General features: G+C 68.8%; 12 protein-coding genes and 1 tRNA gene. 11 read left to right on the forward strand and 2 right to left on the reverse strand.

What is annotated here, in order from left to right:
- Positions 1-48 precede the first annotated feature (48 nt).
- A tRNA-Lys gene (locus KF889_05960) sits at positions 49-124 on the forward strand.
- Here KF889_05960 and KF889_05965 read toward each other — a convergent pair.
- Complete coding sequence (locus tag KF889_05965; protein ID MBX3498971.1) at positions 87-1,022, reverse strand: alpha/beta hydrolase; 936 nt, start codon at positions 1,020-1,022, stop codon at positions 87-89. The genes KF889_05960 and KF889_05965 overlap by 38 nt on opposite strands.
- Positions 1,019-2,683 carry a thiamine pyrophosphate-binding protein gene (locus KF889_05970; GenBank protein ID MBX3498972.1) on the reverse strand — a complete coding sequence of 555 codons (1,665 nt, stop codon included), beginning with the start codon at positions 2,681-2,683 and terminating at the stop codon, positions 1,019-1,021. Before KF889_05970 ends, KF889_05965 begins: the two co-directional genes overlap by 4 nt.
- Before the next feature lie 109 nt (positions 2,684-2,792).
- On the opposite strand from KF889_05970, the gene KF889_05975 reads away from it, so the two are divergent.
- The 10 genes from KF889_05975 to KF889_06020 form a co-directional block, all read left to right on the forward strand.
- Positions 2,793-3,695, forward strand: a complete 903-nt coding sequence (locus tag KF889_05975) for a polysaccharide deacetylase family protein (protein ID MBX3498973.1) — start codon at positions 2,793-2,795, stop codon at positions 3,693-3,695.
- Between the two features lie 97 nt (positions 3,696-3,792).
- Positions 3,793-5,268, forward strand: a complete 1,476-nt coding sequence (locus KF889_05980; protein ID MBX3498974.1) for an adenylate/guanylate cyclase domain-containing protein — start codon at positions 3,793-3,795, stop codon at positions 5,266-5,268.
- A gap of 137 nt (positions 5,269-5,405) precedes the next feature.
- Positions 5,406-6,752, forward strand: a complete 1,347-nt coding sequence (gene tssK / locus KF889_05985; protein ID MBX3498975.1) for a type VI secretion system baseplate subunit TssK — start codon at positions 5,406-5,408, stop codon at positions 6,750-6,752.
- A 21-nt stretch (positions 6,753-6,773) separates the two neighbouring features.
- Positions 6,774-8,186 (forward strand): type IVB secretion system protein IcmH/DotU, encoded by a 1,413-nt coding sequence (icmH, locus tag KF889_05990; protein ID MBX3498976.1) that lies wholly within the window; start codon positions 6,774-6,776, stop codon positions 8,184-8,186.
- A gap of 43 nt (positions 8,187-8,229) precedes the next feature.
- Positions 8,230-11,715: a type VI secretion system membrane subunit TssM gene (gene tssM, locus KF889_05995; GenBank protein MBX3498977.1), complete on the forward strand. Its 3,486-nt coding sequence runs from the start codon at positions 8,230-8,232 to the stop codon at positions 11,713-11,715.
- 44 nt (positions 11,716-11,759) lie between these two features.
- The gene (gene tagF / locus KF889_06000) at positions 11,760-12,911 is read left to right on the forward strand and encodes a type VI secretion system-associated protein TagF (GenBank protein ID MBX3498978.1); all 1,152 of its coding nucleotides are present in this window, start codon (positions 11,760-11,762) and stop codon (positions 12,909-12,911) included.
- Between the two features lie 11 nt (positions 12,912-12,922).
- Positions 12,923-13,753: a serine/threonine-protein phosphatase gene (locus KF889_06005; GenBank protein ID MBX3498979.1), complete on the forward strand. Its 831-nt coding sequence runs from the start codon at positions 12,923-12,925 to the stop codon at positions 13,751-13,753.
- Entirely contained in the window at positions 13,753-15,948 is a 2,196-nt protein-coding gene (locus tag KF889_06010) for a protein kinase (protein ID MBX3498980.1), read from the forward strand. The genes KF889_06005 and KF889_06010 overlap by 1 nt, the downstream gene beginning before the upstream one ends.
- A gap of 123 nt (positions 15,949-16,071) precedes the next feature.
- Positions 16,072-17,856, forward strand: coding sequence for a ShlB/FhaC/HecB family hemolysin secretion/activation protein (locus KF889_06015; protein MBX3498981.1), 1,785 nt, complete (start codon positions 16,072-16,074; stop codon positions 17,854-17,856).
- Between the two features lie 78 nt (positions 17,857-17,934).
- Positions 17,935-18,207: hypothetical protein (locus tag KF889_06020; GenBank protein ID MBX3498982.1), on the forward strand; the 273-nt coding region annotated here is incomplete at its 3' end.

The following is an 18,207-nucleotide window of genomic DNA, read 5'->3' on the forward strand; positions in this document are numbered from 1 at the left end:
ATATCGCGCGCCGCTTCGGGCGGTCAGGCCCGACAGCGCCTCCGGAATGGGCGCATAGCTCAGTTGGTAGAGCAGCTGACTCTTAATCAGCGGGTCCCAGGTTCGAGCCCTGGTGCGCCCACCATTCCGGCCCCGACCCGGCTGCGGGCTTCGAGCGCGGCGATCAGTCGCTGGCGCACGATGTCTGGTCGTTCCATCGGCAGGAAGTGCGTGGTGCCCGGCACGATATCGATCGTGCGCCGCGCCGTCGTGCGCGAGCCCGCGTCGAGGGCCGATCTCGACACGCTGCCGTTCTCGCCGATCAGGATCGTCACCGGCACCTTCACGCGCGCCAGCAGGTCGGCGCCATTCTGCCGCGAGCTGGCGAATGTCGTCGCCTCCCAGATCGGCTCGCAGGCGAGCGTCACCCCGTCGCCGTCGGGCATCGGCGTGAAGCCGTCCTCGACGTAGTCGTCGAGGAAGCGCCCGACCCAGGTCGCGAAGGCGCCGCGGTCGCGATAGGCCTCGATCGCCTCCCTCTTGTCCGCGAACCAGGCGCGGCGGCGTCGCGCGCCGCGGGCGATCGGCAGGCCGTCGATGCGCGAGTCGAGGTCCGTCGGCTCGTAGAGCTTCGCCACCCATTCCGCCGTGGGCATGACGGGATCGAGCAGGACGAGCGAGGCCACGCGCCCGGGCCGCTGCTCCGCCGCCATCATCGCCACCGCGCCACCCATCGAATGGCCCGCGAGAACAAGCGGCGGGCCGTCGCCCAGCGCGTCGAATACGGCGAGCATGTCGCGGCCGTAGAGCTCCCAGCCAGGCATCTGCCCAGGCACCGCCGGCAGGCGCGACAGGCCGTGGCCACGTTGATCGAGCGCGACGACGCGAAAGCGGCCGCCCAGCGGCGCGAGCAGCTCGCGATAGGTCAGCGCGTTGAATCCGGTGGCGTGCAGGAACACCAGGTCGGGCGGACCGTCGGTGCCGAAGCGGATGGCCGCCATCTCGCCGTCAGGCAGGGAAATCGTGAAGCGACGCATGTTCATCGCTTGCCCTCGATCGCCACCTCGACGAGATGCGGCTTCTTCGTCGCGAAGGCGGCGCGCACCGCGCCGGCGACGTCTGCGCCGCTGCTCACCAGCGTGCCGGCGACGCCCATACCGCGCGCCATGTCGAGGAAGCCCAGTTGCGGGCCGCCGAGATCCATATGCGGGTAGCCCTGGTTCGACAGCGCGTCGAAACGCTGGCGATAGGTGTCGAGGTTGTGCTTCAGCACGCGGTACTCGCGGTTGGCCAGGATGACGAAGACGATCGGCAGGTCGTGATGCGCTGCCGTCCACAGCGCCTGGATGCTGTACATCGAGGAGCCGTCGCCGGAGATGCAGACCACCGGCCGGTCGGGATGCGCCACCTGCGTGCCCAGCGCGCCGGCCAGGCCCTGGCCGATGCCGCCGCCGCGGCCGCTGTAGTAGTCGCCCGGCACGCTGAAGTCGAAGGTGCGCGCGAGGTCGACGTTGGCGGTGATCGACTCGTCGACGACGATGGTGTTGGGCGGCAGGCCGTCGCGGATGCCGGCCATGGCCCGCGCCATCGAGATCGGGGTGCGGTCCCAGCTCTTGCGCGCGCGCTCGGCCTGCGCCGCGGTCTCCGACTCCTTCAGCGCGGCGAACGCGGCGTTGCGGCGCTGCGCGGCGCTCTTGTACTCATCGGTCGCCACCGACTCGATCGCGGCCCGGATCGCCACCAGGCTGGCGCGCACGTCGCCGACGACGCCGGCGTCGGCGGCATAGTTGTAGGCCAGCCGCTGGTGCGAGGCCTCGACCTGGGCCACCGCGCAGCCCGCCGGGAAGGGCAGGCCGGGCGCATACCACACCTCCTCGAAGAACGGGCCACCGACCATCAGCACGGCGTCGACGCCGTCGAAGGACTTGCGCATCGCCGCGGCGTCGAACGGCACCGCCCCCCGCGCGCTCGGATGGCGGTTGGGGAAATTGGTCTGGTGGCGCAGGCCCTCGACCCAGACGGCGGCGCCCAGCGCCTCGGCGAGTGCCACCATTTCGGGTACTGCGCCGGCGCGGCCGACATCGTCGCCGGCGACGATCACCGGGTTGCGCTTCGAGACCAGCAGCTTCGCCACGGCTTGCACCGCAGCGGGATCGGGCGGGGCGGCACGAAACAGTGCGCCGGGACCCTGCACGCCGACCTCGGTCTGCTGCTCCATCACGTTGATCGGCAGGGCGACGAAGACCGGCCCGGCCGGCGGGTCGTTGGCGATCTTGAAGGCGCGGCGCAGGATCGGCGCCATCTCGTCGGCCCGCTCGACCTGCACGCTCCACTTGGTCACCGGTGCGGCGATCGACGGCAGGTCGTGCCCGAGCAGCGGATCGCGCAGCCGCATGCGCGTGTCCTGTGCGCCCGCCGTGACGATCATCGGCGAATTGGCCTTGAGCCCGCCGTAGATAGCGCCGATGGCGTTGCCCAGGCCGGGCGCGACGTGCAGGTTGACGATCGCCGTCTTGCCGGTGGCCTGGGCGTAGAAGCTCGCCGCGCCGGTGGCGACGCCCTCGTGCAGCGCCACGATGTAGCGCATCTGCCTGTAGTCGAGCAGCGAGTCGATCAGCGGACTCTCGGTCGTGCCGGGGTTGCCGAAGATCGTGTCGGCGCCGTGCGCCAGCAGGCTCTCCATGAACACCTGACGTCCGCGCATGTCTCCTCCCCGCGTTTGCCGCGCCGACCTTAACGGAAGAAGCCGGCGCGCTGTCGTCTTTTGTCGACCGAGGTCCTAACATCGCTGCCATTCGCGAAGGAGGGGAGCGATGCTCAAGCTGCCGTATCACGGACGCTACGACTACTCGGCGATCGTCAAGCGGCCGGCCTACGACTGGCCCGGCGGCAAGCGGCTGGCGGTCTGCGTCGCGCTCAACATCGAGCACTTCGCCTATGCCGGCGGATTGGGCCATGCGCTGTCGCACGAGCTGCCGCAGCCCGACCCCAGGACTTTCGCGTGGCGGGATTACGGCAACCGCGTCGGGGTGTGGCGCCTGCTCGATGCGCTCGACGAGTTCTCCTTGCCGGCGTGCCACCTGATGAACACCACGGTGTTCGACCACGCGCCCGAGATCGCGCCGGCGATCATGGCGCGCGGCGACGAGTTCGTCGGGCACGGCCGCACCAACGCCGAGCGCCAGGGCCAGATGTGGGAGGACGACGAGCGTCGCCTGATCGAGAGCGTGCGCGACGCCATCGCGGAGCGCACCGGCAGGAGGCCGCGCGGCTGGATGGGGCCGTGGATGTCGTCCAGCGCGCACACGCCGGATCTGCTGCAGGAGGCCGGCTTCACCTACGTGATGGAATGGCCGACCGACGACCAGCCGATCTGGATGCGCACGCGCGCCGGTCGCATCATGCTGGTGCCGTACTCGCTGGAGATCAACGACAGCCCGCAGATCCTGGTACGCCACCACACGCCCGAGCAGTTCCGCGACTTCATCATCGGCCAGTTCGAGGAGATGCTGCGGCTGTCGGAGAAGCAGCCGCTGGTCTGCGCCATCGAGCTGCACACCATGATCTTCGGTCATCCCTATCGCCTGCGCTGCCTGCGCGAGGCACTGAGGCACATCGCCCAGCATCCGCGGCGCGAGCGCGTCTGGTTCGCGCGGCCGGGCGAGGTCTACGACCACTGCGCGGCGCTGCCGCCGGGAACCGTCCCCGGGAGCTGAAGGCGCGGGCACCTTGTGAGCGCGCGTGGCCGGCGACTACAATGGCCGCCAGCTCACACACCGGCTCAGCCGAGCACAAGGGCCATCACGGGGGGCCATGTCGACATCGCCAGTCAAGCGCAGGCTCGCCGCGATCGTGTCGATCGACGTGGTGAGCTATTCGGCGATGATGGGGGCCGACGAGGAAGGCACCCTGCGCCTGCTGCGCGCGCATCGCGCCTATACCGACAACGCCATCCGCAATCGCGGCGGCCGCATCGCCAACACCGCCGGCGACAGCATCCTGGCGGAGTTCTCCAGCCCGGTCGAGGCGGTGCGCTGCGCCGTCGAGATCCAGGCCGGCGTCGCCGACATGAACGCCAAGGTGCCGCCGGACCGGCACCTGCGCTTCAGGATCGGCGTGCATCTCGACGACGTGATCGTGCAGGACAATGGCGACCTGATCGGCGAGGGCGTCAATATCGCCGCCCGCCTGCAGGCGGCGGGCGATCCCGGCGGCGTCATGGTGTCGGGCGAGGTCGCCTCGCAGGCACGCGCCAAGCTTCCCGATCTGGGTTTTGCGCCGGTAGGCGACTCGGTCTTCAAGAACATCCTGCGGACCGTCGAGGCGTTCCGCATCGTCACCGGTGCGGCGGCCCGCGACGTCGCCCGGGCGCCGGTCTCGTCGACCGCCGGCCTGACCTCGCGCCAGGCCAAGGCCGAGGGCGGCCGGCGCGGCGCCATGCCGGTGATCCTGATCGCCGCCGGTGGCCTGGCGCTGGTCGTGGCGGCGGCGCTGGTCTGGCTGTTCGTGCTGCGGGGCCCAACCGAGTCGACGGCCGAGGCGGAGGCATGGAACGCCGTCAGGCAATCGACGCGCAGCGCCGACGTGGCGGGCTTCCTCGAGAAGTTCCCCAAGGGATTCCGTGCAGAAGAGGCCAAGGCGCGGCTCGTCGCGTTGCGCACCGAGGAGCAGCGGCGCGCCGCGGCCGAGGCAGAGGAGCGGCAGCGGCTGGAAGAGGCTGCGCGGGCGGAAGCGGCCCGGGCCGAGGCGGCGCGAAAGGCGGCCGCGAGCGACGCGGCGCGACGCCGCCAGGCGCGCATGGCGGCGACCCGCCATCTTGACTGGAAGGACGTCCCCTGTCCCCGGACGCGGCTGGTTACGGTCGCCGGCATGTCCTGCAACGCCACGTCGCCCTACGAAGGTCACGATGGGCGTGGACGATTTCAGCGGTCGGCCGCCGGCCTGCATTCCGGCGGCACATCGACTTACATCCTGCTGATCGAGGCCGCCGACGCCGAGTCGGCGCATGAGGCGCTCAATCCGGATGACGAGGAGAATTTCATCGTCGAGATCAGCAACTTCACGCGCAACAACTCGCGTGGCTGGTCGGGGCTGGTCGGCCACGCCGGCGGATACTATGCGACGTTTACCGCGCTCGACGGCCGCAGTTGCGTGGGCTTCGTCAAGCCCGGCCGACCACGGGGCGACGGGCTGGAATGGGTGATTCGGGCGTATCACTGCGTGCCGGCCGGCCGCACCCTGCAGCCGGACCAGATCCGCGCGGTGATGGACGCCCAAACTGCGCGGTAGGGGGCGGCTGCAGAGCGTGCGCTCACCTTTTCCCTTGTTCTTGCAGGCCCGTATCGCGCACAATTCAGAAGCGATTTATCCGGCGGTAGAAGGCGGGATCGTTTGTCGAATGGCTGGTGATCGGGTGAGGCCGCCGCATGGGGACGAATAACCGCGTCGTCTGGGGGGAGGGCATGTTCCTCCGCCCCCAGCATTTCCAGCAGCAGACGCGCTACGTCGAGCGCATCCTGCATCAGCGCGTGCAGCCGGTGCGCGCGTTCGGCTGGGGATTCAGTTCGTACCAGATCGACCGCGCGGCGCTGTCGATCGGCAAGTTCGGCATCAGCTCGGCGGCTGGCGTCCAGGAGGACGGCACACCGTTCGCGATGCCCGAGGATGTCGAGCCGCCGCCGCCGATCGACGTGCCGGAGACGGTCCGCAACCAGCGCGTCTGCCTGGTGCTGCCGCTGGCGCGCGCCGGCACGCCCGACACCGTGCTGCGCGATCGCGACGACGTCGCCGCACGCTACGCCGCGGTCGACTACGAGGCGCAGGATGCCAATGTCGGCAGCGAGATCGCCACGCCGGTCACCGTCGGCAAGCCCCGGCTGCGCTTCGCCATCGAGGGCTTCGGCGATCTGGGCGGCTTTTCCTCAATCCCCGTGGCGCGCATCATCGAGGTGCGCGGCGACTCGCGGCAGGTGGTGATCGATGACCAGTACATCCCGCCCTGCCTGTCGATTGGCGCCGTCCAGCCGCTCTCGGCCTTCGCCATCGAGCTGCAGGGCCTGCTGCATAATCGCGCCGAGACGCTGGCGGCGCGCCTGAACCAGCCCGGCGCGCGCGGCGCGGCCGAGATGGCCAATCTGCTGCTGCTGCAGATTGCCAACCGCTACGCGCCGATCTGCGCCCACGTCGCCCAGACGCCGACGCCGCATCCGCAGGACTGGTTCGCCTTCCTGGTCGGCATGGCCGGCGAGTTCTCGACCCTGACCTCGCCACGGCGCCGGCCGCCGGAGTTCCCGGCCTATCGCCACGACGATCTGCAGAAGGTCTACGATCCGGTGATCGCGGCCCTGCGCCAATTCCTGTCGGCGATGATCGACACCGGCGCGGTGCAGATCCCGTTGCAGGAGCGGCGCTACAACGTCCATGTCGGCGTCATCCAGGACAAGACCCTGCTGCGCAATGCCGCCTTCGTGCTGACCGCCAAGGCCGAGGTGTCGCCCGACAACATGCGCCGGATGTTCCCGGCCAGCGTCAAGATCGGCCCGGTCGAGCAGATCGCGCAGCTGGTCAACGTGGCGTTGCCCGGTATCAAGGTGGCGCCGCTGCCGGTGGCGCCGCCGCAGCTGCCGTTCAACGCCAACACGGTGTATTTTGAGCTCGACCGGTCCAGCGAGTATTTCCGCGGCCTGGCGAGTTCGGGTGGTATCGCGGTCCATGTCGGCGACCAGTGGCCCAAGCTCCAGATGGAGCTCTGGGCCATCAAGACCCAGGGCTAGGCCGCGTCGACGGAGGGTGGGATGACCCCGGCGGGTAACAATGACGATCCGTTCGCCGATCCGGCGGCGGGTGAACGCACGGTGATCGCGGGCGTGACGCCGCGACCCAGGGCGCCGGCCGCGCCGGCCGCCCCGATGCCTCCGCAGCAGCCGCAGCAGGCTGCGCCGAACCTCGCGCAGACCATGGCGCGAGGCAGCGGTGCCGCGCCGATCGACATGAACGATCTGATGCGCGGCATGGGCTCGGCCCTGGCCGCGGCCGCCGTGCCGCTGCTCGGCCTGGTCGCGCGTCTGCGCAACACGGCCGGCAACGTCAACGTCGCGCAGGTGCGCGAGCGCGTCTATCGCGAGTTGCACACCTTCGCCAAGGCCGGTCGCGAAGCCGGGGTGCCCGCCGAGCAGCTGCGTGCGGCGCACTACGGGCTGTCGGCGGCGGTGGACGACGTGGTGATGAACACGCCATGGGGCGCGCACAGCGACTGGCGCAACCGAACCATGGTCAACGAGTTCCACAAGGACACCGAAGGCGGCGAACGCTTCTATGCGTACCTTGCCAAGCTGATGGAAGCCCCGGCGCCCAATCGCAACATCCTGCTGTTGTATTACGAATGCCTGTCGCTGGGCTTCGAGGGCCGCTACCGCGTGCGCCAGCGCGGCCACTCGGAGCACGCCACGGTGCGCGAGAAGGTCTGGCAGACCCTGCGCGGCGTCCTGGGGCCGCTGGATCGCGAGCTGTCGCCGGAGTGGAAGGGCGCCAATGCGCCGGCGCGCGGCCAAAAGCGCCTGATTCCGGTCTGGCTGGTGGCCTCCGCCGCGGCGCTGGTCGGCTTCATGGTCTTCATGGGCCTGCTGTTCATGGTCTCGCTGCGCGCCGAGCCGGCCGAGGCCAAGGCCGCCGGCCTGATGCCGCTGCAAACCATCAACCTGCCGATCAGCGCGCGCCAGCCGCCGCCTCCGCCTCCGCCGCCGCAGCAGAAGCCCAGCGCCGTCGACAAGTTCCGCGTCTTCCTCGAGAAGGAGATCGCGGCGAAGAAGGTGTTCGTCGACGAGGTCGGCCGCGAGATTCGCATCACCATCAACTTCGCCGAGATGTTCGCGCCGGCCTCGGCGACGCTGCGGCCGGAGCTGGACGAGCTGCTTCGGCGCATCGGCGTCGAGCTGAAGACCGAGATGCAGGAAAATCCAGGCAGCTCGGTGCGCGTCGTCGGGCATACCGATTCCGATCCGATCTTCACGGCGCAGTTCAGGAATAATCTCCAGCTGTCGAAGGCGCGCGCCGACAGCGCCGCAAAGATCCTGGTGGCGGCGATGGGCGACGCTTCGCGGCTGACGGCGATCGGCAAGGCTGATTCCGAGCCGGTCGGCAGCAACAAGACGGCCGAAGGCAAGGCGCGCAACCGGCGCGTCGAAGTCATCCTCGTGCGACCGGAATAGGGCTTGGGAAGCCTCCGATCGCCAAGGTACGGGAGTTGAGACGATGATTTCGCGGGTGCTCCTGAGCCGGTGGTTCCTGTGGCCCCTGGGCGGGTTGATCCTCTCGGCGCTGGTGTGGTTCGCCGGTCCGATCGTGGGCTTCGGCCTGCTCGACGAGTGGTGGGTCCGCCTGATCGTCATCGGCGTGATCTGGCTGGTCATCGGCATCATCCTGCTGGTCGGTTCGCTGCGCCGGCGCGGCAAGGAGAAGAAGCTCGCCGCCAACATCGCCGGCAGCGATCCCAAGGATCCGACCGCCGAGGCGATCGACGCGCAGCAGCAGCAGCTCCAGGAGCGGCTGAAGGCGGCGATCGCCGACATGAACAAGATGCAGGCGGCCAAGGGCGGCATGACGCTCTACGAGCTGCCCTGGTACACCATCATCGGCCCGCCCGGCGCCGGCAAGACGACGGCGCTTCTGAACTCCGGCCTGCGCTTCCCGCTGGCCGAGCGGCACGGTGCGCAGGCGCTGCAGGGCGTCGGCGGCACGCGCAACTGCGACTGGTGGTTCACCGAGCGCGCGGTGATCCTCGACACCGCCGGCCGCTACACCACGCAGGACAGCGACTCGGCGGTCGATCAGGCCGGCTGGAAGCACTTCCTCGGGATGCTCAAGCAGACGCGCGAGCGGCAGCCGCTCAACGGCGTGCTGGTGGTGTTCGGCGTGCGCGAGCTGCTCGAATCCTCGCGCGACCAGCGCATTGCGCATGGCCGCGCCGTGCGCACGCGCCTGCTCGAGCTGCAGGAGACCTTCGGCCTGTCGCTGCCGGTCTACGTCGTGCTGACCAAGCTTGACATGATCGCGGGCTTCACCGAGTTCTACGACGACCTCGACAATGACGGTCGCGAGCAGGTGCTCGGGCTGACCTTCCCGCTGGCCGCCGCCGATGGCGGCGATCTGCCGCAAACGCAGTTCGCGGCCATGTTCGATCGCATGATCGAGCGCCAGCGCACCCGCGTGCTCGACCGTCTGCAGGACGAGAGGGATCTGGCGCGCCGCACCCTGATATTCGGCTTCCCGCCGCAGCTCGCCTCGCTCGGTCAGCCGGTCGACGAGCTGCTCAAGGAGATGTTCAACGATTCGCGCTTCGCCAAGCGCTTGTCGCTGCGCGGCGTCTATTTCACCTCGGCGACGCAGACCGGCAGCCCGATCGACCGCCTGATGGGCGTGATCTCGCAGAAGTTCGGCGTCGCCCAGCCGCCGCCGCCGCCGCAGGTCGGCAAGGGACGCGGCTTCTTCCTCCGCCGCCTGTTCGACGACGTGATCTTCAACGAGGCCGGCCTGGTCGGCACCGACCCGAAGGTCGAGCGGCGCCTGAAGCTCATCCGCCTCGGCTCGTTCGTGGCCATGAGTGTCGTGCTCGTGGCGGCGATCGGTCTGTGGGTCGCGAGCTATTTTGACAACACCAGCCTGATCAGCCGCGTCAACGCCGCTGTCGACCGTCTCGAACCGCAGGTCCGCGCCGCCGAGCGCGTCCCGTTGGGCGAGGGCGATCCACGCCCGATCCTGCCGCTGCTCGACGAGTTGCGCCGTCTGCCGACGGGTTACGAGGTCACCAAGGCCGGCAAGAGCGAGTCGATGGGTTTGGGGCTGAGCGTGCAGGACCAGGTGTCGCTGCACACCAACGCCCTCTATCGCCGCGCGCTGCACAATCTGCTGTTGCCGCGGCTGCTGATGCGGACGCAGCGTCAGCTGGCGCTGCGCATCGGCGATCCGGACTATGCCTTCGGCGCACTCAAGGCGTACCTCATGCTGGGCGACGCGAAGCGCTTCGAGCTCAAGTTTCTCGATCGTTGGCTCGACGACGACTACGGTGCGGCCGGCCTGTCGGAGTTCGAACGCCGCGAGCTCTCGGGACACCTCAAGGCGTTGTCCGAGGAGCCGTGGGCCTCGGTGACGCTCGATCGCAACCTGATCAGCGAGGCGCGTGAGCGTGTTGGTACGTTGTCGTTCGCTGAACGGGCCTTGAGTGCCTTCGAGGAAGGGCAGGCGGTGAAGGATTTGCCGTCGTGGAAGCTGATCGACAATGTGGGCCCGCAGTTGGAGATTGCCCGGCGCGTCGTCTTGCGGCGCTCCGGTCGGCCGCTGAGCGACGGGATTCCCGGCCTCTACACACGAAGCGGCTATTACGAGACGTTCTTGCCGGCGATCCCTGGCATTCTCTTGGAGGGGAACCGCGATGCCTGGGTGCTTGGCCCCGAGGCCGAAGCGCAGGCTAGGACCGGCCGGCCGAAAGCGGACCTGATCCGCCTCTATACCAGCAAGTACATCAATCTGTGGAATGACCTGCTGGACGACGTCACGTTCACGCAGCTAACGGACGTCCGCCAAGCAGCGGAAATCCTGGGCATCCTCTCCGACGAGAGTTCGCCGCTGCGCATGATTTATCAGGGCGTTTCAATTCAGACGCGACTCACGGCACTTCCCGTGCCGAAGGGCGCGCTTACGGTGGTCGGCGCCGCATTGGAGAAGCTCATCCAACAGGAGCACAACACCATGCGGGAGCTGTCCCGGGCAGCCGGCGACGGACGCGACCCGGCTCTGACCATCGAGAGGGGTTTTGCTACGCTGCATCGCTGGACCGGCGCCGAAAACGCCCCGTCGACTCCCCTTGTCGCCTTCCTCAAGCAACTCGAACAACTGGCCAAGAGAGCGGGCGATGCGGTGCCGGTAGGCGGCTCGACGACTGGTGGCGGCGCCGCTGGAACCGCCGGCCTCAACCTCGCGCAAGTGGCGACCACGTTGTCGACCTACCTGGTGAGGCTGCCACTCCCGGTCAATCGGGCAATGAAGGGGTTGACCGAGAGTGTCACCATCACCGGTCAGCGCGCGGCCTGGGAAGAGTTGCAGCAAGCCTGGAGAGCGGAAGTCCAGACCTTCTGCGAGCAAACCACGAAAGGGCGGTACCCTGTCGTGCGAGGCGCTGGAAGTGAGATCCCGTTGGGTGATTTTGGCAGGCTGTTCGGGCCGACTCAGCTGATCGACAGCTTCTTCCAGGGCAACCTCAAGAACTACATCGACACTTCCAAGAAGCCTTGGAAGGCCAATGGGCCGTTCCAGATCTCGCCTGCGGCACTGGCAATGCTCGAGAAGGCCGCTGACATCAAGGAGGCATTCTTCTCAGGAGGCCCGATACCTGGTGTTGCGTTCTCGATAGCGCCGTTGCAGGTCGAGATGAAGGGCACCGGCATCGAGATCGATGGGCAGGTCATGCAGCTCGACCCCGCCAACATGTCACCGTCGGCGATGCAGTGGCCACGCGGTGCGGGCGGCGCCAAAGTGCTGGGCGACAAGGGGCCGCTCAACGAGTTCACCGGAGCCTGGGCTTTCCTCAAGCTGTTTGACGCCGCCACGCTGGCGCGGCGCTCTGACGACCGCTGGGAGGCGTTCCTGCCCAACGGCGCGCGCCTGGAGATCCAGTGGAAGAGCTTGAAGAACCCGCTCTCCGCGCGCGCGGCGCTGAACAACTTCCAATGTGTCCCGCTCTAGGTACCGCCTCCGGCGGCGACCTGCGCTCGGCGGAGGCCGGGCGAGTGGGATTCTTCGGCAAGATGCCCGGCCGCGGCGACTTCGTGCGCCGCGACCTGCCCAACGCCTTCGTCGATGCCTGGGACGAGTGGCTTACCGAGTGCATCGCACGCAGCCGCGCGGCGCTTGGCCATCACTGGACCGATGCGTGGCTCTGCGCGCCGGTGTGGCGCTTCGCGCTGGGCGGCGGCCTGTGCGGGCCGACGGCGTGGGCCGGCGTCATGATGCCCAGCGTCGACTCGGCAGGGCGCTACTTTCCGCTCACCCTGGCTGCGTCGGTCGCGGGCAGCGAGGTTCCAGTGTCGCTGCTGATCGGCGAATGGAGCGACGCTCTGGAGAATGCTGCGATCTCCGCGCTCGACGACGCAACTGGCTTCGACGGCTTCGCCAATGCGGTCTCGGCGCTGCCGGCGCCCACGCCACAGATCCGCGGGTCGTCCGACGTCGCGCGCTCGGTCGGCAGTGCGCTCGATCCGATGGGATTCGCCGGCCTGCTCGCGAGCGCGGGCGCTCTGCGCGGCGGACGTGCACTCTTCATCACGCGCGGCGCCGAGCACGTTGCGCCGGCGTCCATCCTGTTTCCCGGCCTGCCGTCGCCCTCGCGCTTCGCCTCGCTGATCGAGGATGGCGACAGCGAAGGCGTGATCGCCAACGCGCTGCCGCAGGCGCCGGTCGCCGCGCAGATCATCCCGGTCGACGAGTTCCAGACCCTGGGCGCCGATCTGCCGCCGGCCCAGGGCGACACGTTGTTCGATGAAGCGGCCTTTGCCGCGTCGGCAGCCGATGCCACGCCGCCCGGTGGCGGCGCCTTCGACGCCGGCGACAACAACGCCGTGCCGGAGGCGATGCCGGCGGGTCCTGCCGGCCCCGAATCGGACATCGTGCCGCCGAATTCCGGCAACACGCTGTTCGATGAAGCGGCCTTCGGCGAACCAACGGCCGACCCGGCCCTGCCCACGGGCGGCGCTTTCGACGACGGCGACGCTACTCTCAATCCGGCGAGCCGGCCGACGGTGAAGGGCGGGCCGGCGGCGTCCGAGGACGATCTGTTCGGCGGCGTGCAGCATCCGGCCATGGACAATCTGTTCGGTGACGAGGACGCGACGGCGGGGGCCGATCGCGATACCTTGAGCCCGTCGAGGGAGGCTCCGCGATGACGGAGGATCAGATGGCCCGGTTGGCGGATTCGGGTGATCCCGAGCCGACGACGGTCAATCCGTTCGCGGCCGCCGCCGCCGCGCGTCCCCGGCTGCGCGGGTTCGGCGCGACGCATCAGGGCAACGTGCGCAGCCACAACGAGGATTCGATGCTGACGCGCGACGCGGCCGGCATCTGGATGATCGCCGACGGCGTCGGTGGCGCCTCGGCCGGCGACTGGGCCAGCGCCCAGGTGGTCGACGTACTCAACGAGATGCGCGTGGCCGAGCGCGCGCCAGATTTCCTCGTCGAGGCGATCGACCGGCTGTACGAGGCCAACACGCGCATGCTCGATCGCGCCTCGCAACGCGGCGGCGGCATGATCGCCACCACGGTGGTGCTGCTGCTCGCCCATGGCTGGCACTACACCTGCATCTGGGCCGGCGACAGCCGCGGCTACCTGCTGCGCGATGGCAGGATGGAGCAGATCACGCACGACCACAGCGAAGTCCAGGAACTGCTCGACGCCGGCGCCTTGACAGCCGACGAGGCCGAGCGCTATCCGCGCGCCAACGTGATCACGCGCGCGCTCGGCATCTCGGCCGAGGTCGATCTCGATCGTGTCGCCGGCCGGCTGCAGGCGGGGGACCGCTTCCTGATCTGCACCGACGGCTTGACCAAGATGGTTCCGGAACCGCAGATCGCCGCTGTCCTGACCGAAGAGGATCCCTCGCGCAGCCCGCAGATCCTGATGCAGATGGCGCTCGACGCCGGCGGGCTGGACAACGTCACGATAGTGGTCGTGCAGTGCGACGGCCCAGCGGGTCAGGGCAACGGCGCCGCGACTCCCGGAGAGTCATGATGGCTGACGACAACGAAGACAACGATCCGTTCGGCGCATCCTCCGCCGCGACCGTCGTGCGCGCGGCGCCGCCGGCGGCGTCGCCGACATCGTTGCGGCCTCGCCAGACCACCGGCTCCGACCTGTTCGGCGGCCCGGCCGCCGGCGGGCCGCTGGCGCCGGGCACCGTGCTCAGCAGCACCTTCGAGATCGAGGAGCTGGTGGCGCGCGGCGGCATGGGCGAGGTCTATCGCGCGCGCCACCGCATCACCGGCGACGCCATCGCCATCAAGACCATCCGGCCCGAGCTGGCCGGCGATCCCAAGGTCGCCGAGCTGTTCAAGCGCGAGGCGCAGGCGCTGCGCAACCTGCGCCATCCCGCGATCGTGTCCTACGAGGGCGTGTTCGACGACGGCACCGGCTCCCTGTACCTCGCGATGGAGTATGTCGACGGCCCCTCGCTTTCGAAGCTGATGCACAACGGCGCGGTGCCGGCGGCCGACCTCGCGCGTCTGCGCGACCGCCTCGCCGGTGGGCTCGCCGCCGCCCATGCCCAGGGCGTGGTGCATCGCGACCTCTCGCCCGACAATGTCATCCTGCCGGGCGGTCGCATCGACGATGCCAAGCTGATCGATTTCGGCATCGCCAAGCAGACCGAGGGCTCGAAGGCCACCATCATCGGCACCGACTTCGCCGGCAAGTACGCCTTCGCCGCGCCCGAGCAGCTCGGCATGCACGGCGGCGACGTGGGGCCGCGCGCCGACATCTACAGCCTCGGCCTTGTGCTGGCCGCCGCGGCCCTGGGCGGGCCGCTCGACATGGGCAACTCGCCGGGCACCGCGGTGCAGGCGCGCCTGAAAGTGCCGGATCTGACCAAGGTGCCGGCGGATCTGCGGGCCGGTCTGAGCCGGATGCTGCAGCCGGATCCGGCACAGCGGCCGGCTTCGATGGCGGAGCTGGTCTCGCCGACCGGCGCGCGCCGCCCGGCCGTGAACCAGGCCAGGACTTCGGGCGGCGGCGGCAAGGGAGCGATCATCGCCGTCGCGTCGGCGCTGGTGCTGGTGGTAGCGGCCGGCGCCGGCGCGTTCGTCTTCCGCGACAAGGTCCCCTTCCTCGCCGAGCTCTTCGGCGGCAAGGCGGATGACCCCATTACGGGCGATCCCAAGACGGGCGACCCCAAGACGGGCGACCCCAAGACGGCAGGCGATCCACCGGCCACCGACCCCAGGATCGCTGCCACGGATCCGAAGCCGCCGGCCATGGATCCCAAGCCGCCGGTAACCGACGTGAAGCCGCCGGCGACGGATCCCAGGCCGCCGGTTACCGACGTGAAGCCGCCGACGATCGATCCGAAGCCGCCGGTTACCGACGTGAAGCCGCCGACGACGGATCCCAGGCCGCCGGTAACCGACGTGAAGCCGCCGGCCACGGATCCCAGGCCACCGGTAACCGACGTGAAGCCGCCAGCGACCGATCCGAAGCCGCCGGTCGCCGACGTAAAGCCGCCCGTCACGGATCCCAAACCCCCGGCCACCGAGCCGAAATCGACCGTCGCCACGGCGGCCCTCGACTCGGCGCGCTTGCGCACTTTGATGGATGCGGAGTTCACGAAGTACTCCTGTGCCGGGCTGAGCGGCCGGGTCGATCCGGACGGCTCCCTGCGCGTCGATGGTTACGTCGGCAGCGAAAGCGACCGAACGGCATTGCTCAACGGCCTGCGCCAGTTGCCTGGCAGCCCGCTTGTTCAGTCGCGGGTTTCGGTCCAGCCGTGGCCGATGTGCGAGCTGAACCGCGTCGCCGGCGCGGCGACCAATCCGTCGTTCCGTCTGATCCCCAGCAAGCCAGACCAAGCCTACAAGATCGGCGTCGACCGGTTGTCGTTCCGGGTCATGGCGCCACCCAGCCGGGGCGGCTTCCTCAACGTCGTGATCATTAATTCCGACGGTACCGTCGCGTCGCCCGGCTTCTGGTCGAGGATGCCGATCAAGCCGGGGGAGGCGCTTCCCTTCGGCGAGAGCGAGGCCGGCGGCGGCTTTCCGCTCGACCCGCCCCCGGGCAAGATGGTTCTCATCGCCGTCTTCACCGGCCGACCGCTCTACAACACACCCCGGCCGGAGGAAGAGGCGACCGCAAGCTATCTGACAGCATTGTCCGGGGCCTTGGCGCGCCACAGTGATGCGATCGTCTCGTTCGTTGCCATAGACACGGTCAACTAGGCCACTTTGGGCGGCTGCAAGCCGTTGGAATCACGGGCAAAGAGTGTCGCAATGCCTGTGGCAATCCGGCTGCGAATAGGCGATACTGTCAAGTGAGCCACGGGTCAGTTTTCCGGGGGAGTGATGTCGCAGCGTGCGTCGTTGCCGAATTGCCCGTTCGTGGGCTGTCTACGCGCGCTCGCCCTAACGGTGGTACTCGCGACGACTTTTGCGCTCGCCGATTCGGGGATCTCACCGGCGCTCGCGCAGGCGCCGCCGCCGGTCCTGCAGGCACCGCCGCCGCTTGCCCCGCTACCGCGTCCGCCGGAGCCCGGCACGATCCCCGCACCGGCTGGCCCAGCCGCCCCCGGGGCGCCGCCGGGCGCCGAGAGCGTCACGTTCACGCCCATCGACATCCAGGTCGAAGGCAACACGATCTATTCGCGCGGCGAGCTCGATGCGCTGGTGCGCCCGCTGGTCGGCCGCCAGATTACCGCCAGCGAGATCTTCAAGCTCGCCGAGGCGATTCAGCTCAAGTACCGCGACGACGGCTACTTCCTGGCCACGGTGACCGTGCCACCGCAGCGCGTTGCCGATGGCCGGGTGCGCCTGGTGGTGACCGAGGGTTACATCTCGAGCGTCGCCGTCGAGGGTGATGTCGGCCCGGTGGCGGAGAAGGCCAAGGAGTATCTCGAGAACCTCGTCGGCAAGAAGCCGATCAACATCAGCGACCTCGAGCGCTACCTGCTGCTGACCGAGGATCTGCCGGGCATCAGCGTCAAGGCGGTGATGCGGCCGGGTCGCGAGCCGGGATCGTCGGAGCTGATCGGGCAATTGACCCGCGAATGGTGGGACCTGTTCAACCAGACCGACAACCGAGGCCCAGACTTCACCGGCGTGCAACAGAACCTGCTCGCCGCCGGCTTCAACTCGTTCACCTCGATCGGCGATCGAATCGAGCTCAGCTACTTCACGACCTTCAACAGCGAGAACAACTTCGTCCAGGCCGCCTATGGCGGCCATATCGGCTCGGAAGGCTTCCGCTTCCGACTCTACGGAGGGTATGGGCGCATCCGGCCGGGCGATCCGATCAGCCAGACCGGCTATTTCGGCCAGGTCACCATCGCCGGCCTGCAGGTCTACCATCCGATCGTCCGTTCGCGTCGCATGAACGTCGCGGTGCACGGCAGCTTCGACTACTACCGCTCCATCGTCGACGTCTCGGGCGGTATCCGGCTGAGCGAGATCGACCTGCGCTCGGTGCGCGCCAGCCTCGACGCCAGCTACCGCGACCCGTTCAACGGCGTGACCTACGGCAACGTCCGGCTCAGCAAGGGGATCGATGTGCTGGGCGCCAGCAAGGCGGGCGACCAGCTGCTGCCGCGCCAGGGTTCCGATCCCAACTATTTCAAGGTCAATGGCGAGCTGTCGCGACTGCAGGGCCTGTACAGCGACGAGGATTTCACGCTCAACGTCTTCGTGTCCGGGGCCGCCCAGTACACCAACGACATCCTGCCGCCCAGCGAGAAGTTCTTCCTCGGCGGCGAGCGGCTGGGCCGCGGCTATTATGCCGGTCAGGTCACCGGCGATCGGGCGATCGCCGCGTCGATCGAGCTGCAACTCTCCTTCGCCGTACCCTACAGCGACGTCCAGCCGACTTCCTCGCCCACCAGCGTCTCGGGGCGCGTGCGCGGCCTTCCGCTGCAGCTCTACGCGTTCTATGACTATGGCAAGGCTTGGAACCTGGCGAGTTTCGAGACCCCGACAATTGTCGCAAGATCGTTCGGCTTCGGCGTGCGGACCAATGTGGGCGACACGCTGACTGTTGAGGCCGAGGCCGTTCGCCGGCTTGATCTCGATGTCGATGGCGCGGCGGCGCCTCGCCTGAAACCTTGGGGTGCCTATTTCCGCGCGACCACCCGGTTCTAGGCGGTCGCGGGGTCGGGGAGTGTATGCCGATGGAACGGGGGGAGAGGAAGCCCCGTCCATCCGCGAGGAGCGAAGGTCATGTCAGAGCGACTGGTGATCGCCCGGTCACGGCGGCAGCGTGCGCGCCGTGCCGCAACGCCGGCTATCGCCCGGGCGTCAGTCCCCGCGATTTACCGCGCGCGCGGCGCGTTGCTTTCGGGCACGGCGTTTGCGGCGCTGGTCGCCTGCGGCCTGTTCGCCTTCAATGATCGGGCGCTGGCACAGGGCACCTCGCAGCTGCCGACCGGTGGCACGGTGGTCGGCGGCAGCGCGACGATCACGCAGCCCAGCGCCAACCAGCTGACGGTGACG

This window comes from Alphaproteobacteria bacterium (assembly GCA_019635875.1).
In the GTDB taxonomy this organism is placed as follows: domain Bacteria; phylum Pseudomonadota; class Alphaproteobacteria; order Reyranellales; family Reyranellaceae; genus JAFAZJ01.